This is a genomic window from Pseudoalteromonas sp. SG43-5 (assembly GCF_014164345.1).
GTDB lineage: Bacteria > Pseudomonadota > Gammaproteobacteria > Enterobacterales > Alteromonadaceae > Pseudoalteromonas > Pseudoalteromonas distincta.
In genome coordinates this window covers 1-2671 of record NZ_JACJFA010000042.1, presented here as the reverse complement: position 1 = coordinate 2671, position 2671 = coordinate 1, and the positions used below count along the sequence as shown (strand labels likewise).

The window sequence follows — 2671 nt, the reverse complement described above, 5'->3', positions numbered from 1 at the left end:
AGAACTCAATCTGTACGAGTGCCCACACAGATGATTGCTTTATATTGTTAAAGAACGTTTTGAGTCGCTTTAGCGTCTCAAGGGATGCGAATAATACACCCTTTATTTTTCGAGTCAATACTTTGATTTAAATTTTCTTTTGGAAGATTTAAAACCGAAGTTTTATTTAACTCTGTGAGTAGTTCGTGCCTTGCTATGCTTCGGCGTTTCCCGTCTCAGTGGGGTCGCATTATAGGGAGAACAGATTTTTACGCAAGTACTTTTTTAAAGAAAAAGTAAAAAAAGATGCTGTTCGGTCAGTATCTGAACTAAACCCCCTAAAACTGATAGTTTTGTAACCAAACGGTGCCTTTTATGGTACAAAAATGACCTTGCTGATACACTCAAAGCTAATAACTATTATCTAAAAGGTACTAAATATGGCAATCCGTTCTTATAAAGGTGTAACTCCTTCGTTTAATTCGTCTGTTTATATTGATGAGTCATCAGTTTTGGTTGGTGATATTACTTTAGGTGATAATAGTAGTGTTTGGCCTTTAGTAGCAGCCCGAGGCGATGTTAACTATATACGTATTGGTAAACGCTCCAATATACAAGATGGCAGTGTATTGCATTTATCTCGTGCAACTAAAAGCAATCCAGATGGTTATCCACTTATTATAGGTGACGATGTAACTGTAGGTCATAAGGTAATGCTGCACGGATGTATATTAGGAAACCGTATACTTGTAGGTATGGGCGCCATTATTATGGATAACGTGGTTGTTGAAGATGATGTAATTATAGGTGGAGGATCTTTGGTACCCCCAAACAAACGCTTAGAGTCTGGTTACTTATATGTAGGGAGTCCGGCTAAGCAAGCCCGCCCTCTAACGGAGCAAGAACTTGCCTTTTTAAAAATATCTGCCGATAACTATGTATCACTTAAAGATGAGTACTTAGCTGAAATAGCTAATTTAAGTTAATAAGCTTACTTCAATTTGGCCTGCCGAGTTATAGCTCTCTTCTTCGATAAGCTCCTCGGCACGTTCTTCGTAATCAAAACGATACTTTTCAAAATACTCTGTTGCGTGACTTTCGTCTGTTAGTTTAAGTGTATTTACTTCTATTACACACTCCACCAGCATGCCACTAACTTGTGCAAAAAATACTAACTGATGATCGGGCTCTCTAAACTCTAGCCTATCTATAAATTGTATTGCCTGATTCATTTAAGCGTTCCTTGTTTGAGCGCATCAACGACGGGAAGTATTTTTGGCATTTTATTACGCCATACATAATATGCTTGAGCAGCTTGACCAACTAACATGCCACTGCCATCTAAAAGCTTAGCGTTAATATTATGCTGTGCAACCCAATTCATAAAAATGGTATTTTGCAGTGAATAAAACATGTCATAAGCGACTTCACAGTTAGTTATGTGTTTTTTATCAAGTGCTGGAAGTTCGTTATTCATACTGCTAGAGGTAGAGTTTATAATTAGTGAGTAATCGCTTACTGGTAAATCATCAAAACCAAAGCCAGATACTGGTCCATATTGGGTAAACAACTCTGCGAGTTCTTTGGCTTTTTGTGCTGTGCGATTAACTATTATTATTTCCTGAGGGTTATGCTCTAACAAAGGTAAAATAACCCCTCGAGCAGCACCGCCCGCACCTATGATTAAAATGCGTTTATTAGTTATGGCTACTTCATTAGCGAGTAAATCATTTACAAAGCCCACACCATCGGTGTTATCACCGAGTAATGAGCCATCATCTCGTTTTTTTAATGTATTAACAGCCCCTACTATTTTGGCTAATGGGGTAAGCTCATCAGCCATTGCATAAGCTTGCTCTTTAAATGGCATTGTAACGTTAGCACCCACACCGCCTTGCTCAAAAAAAGACAATACTGTTTTTTCAAAGTTATCGATAGGTGCTAATATTGCGCGATAGTCGATTTGCTCACCCAGTGATACAGCAAATTGTTTATGTATCGCGGGGGATTTTGAATGTTTAATTGGATTTCCAAAAACCGCATATTTGTCCATTTTAAAGCAACCTCTTTGCAGCTATAAACTGCCTATTAACAATGATAAGTAATATGATTAAACGACTTTTTTCTAAATCTAAGCCGGCTCCCGAGCAACAGGTTCCTACTCCTGAAAAAACACCGTATGAAATAATAGGTGGAGAGAAAGGGGCGCGAGCTATCTCCAATCGATTCTACGACATAATGGAGTCAGATGAATACGCTAAACCGTTATATGATATGCATCCTCTGCCATTAGATCGAATTCGCCAAGTATTTTTTGAATTTTTATCTGGTTGGTTAGGCGGACCAAACCTATTTACTGAAAAACATGGCCAGCCAATGCTACGTAAAAGACATATGCCTTTTACTGTAGATAAAGCATTGCGCGATCAGTGGATGTACTGCATGAATAAAACGCTGGATATAGAAATAGACAATCCGTTGTTACGTGAAGGCTTAAAGCAATCATTCTCTCAACTAGCAACGCACATGATCAATCAGCATTAAATTTATATTTAGCCATAATGCAAAAAGGCGCTAATTAGCTGTCTCTTGATCACAAGTCTGACTCAAGAGATTTTGCTAAATCGTAGCCTTCCAGGATGGCTTGTAACTTAAGCCATCCTTGCCATAACACTTTCACAGATGCACGCCC

The 2671-nt window shown here is 38.4% G+C and carries 4 protein-coding genes; 2 read left to right on the top strand and 2 right to left on the bottom strand.

The genetic code is table 11. From position 1 onward, the window contains the following. Nucleotides 1-419 precede the first annotated feature (419 nt). On the top strand, nt 420-965 hold the full coding sequence (locus H5161_RS19900; protein ID WP_002959868.1) for a gamma carbonic anhydrase family protein: 546 nt from the start codon (nt 420-422) through the stop codon (nt 963-965). Here H5161_RS19900 and H5161_RS19895 read toward each other — a convergent pair. Both H5161_RS19895 and aroE read right to left on the bottom strand, forming a co-directional pair. Then, the gene (locus H5161_RS19895; RefSeq protein ID WP_004335144.1) at nt 957-1211 is read right to left on the bottom strand and encodes a DUF1488 family protein; all 255 of its coding nucleotides are present in this window, start codon (nt 1209-1211) and stop codon (nt 957-959) included. The genes H5161_RS19900 and H5161_RS19895 overlap by 9 nt on opposite strands. Continuing rightward, nucleotides 1208-2032 (bottom strand): shikimate dehydrogenase, encoded by an 825-nt coding sequence (gene aroE, locus H5161_RS19890; RefSeq protein ID WP_182712952.1) that lies wholly within the window; start codon nt 2030-2032, stop codon nt 1208-1210. Before aroE ends, H5161_RS19895 begins: the two co-directional genes overlap by 4 nt. 53 nt (nt 2033-2085) lie before the next feature. Between aroE and H5161_RS19885 the strand changes: the two genes are divergently transcribed. Then, a complete protein-coding gene (locus H5161_RS19885; protein WP_182769922.1) occupies nt 2086-2523 on the top strand; it encodes a group II truncated hemoglobin in 438 nt (145 codons plus the stop codon). Nucleotides 2524-2671: the final 148 nt, after the last annotated feature.

Coding starts and splice junctions, on each gene's coding strand:
- H5161_RS19900 (WP_002959868.1), top strand. CDS start 420: ATGGCAATCCGTTCTTATAAAGGTGTAACTCCTTCGTTTAATTCGTCT.
- H5161_RS19895 (WP_004335144.1), bottom strand. CDS start 1,211: ATGAATCAGGCAATACAATTTATAGATAGGCTAGAGTTTAGAGAGCCC.
- aroE (WP_182712952.1), bottom strand. CDS start 2,032: ATGGACAAATATGCGGTTTTTGGAAATCCAATTAAACATTCAAAATCC.
- H5161_RS19885 (WP_182769922.1), top strand. CDS start 2,086: ATGATTAAACGACTTTTTTCTAAATCTAAGCCGGCTCCCGAGCAACAG.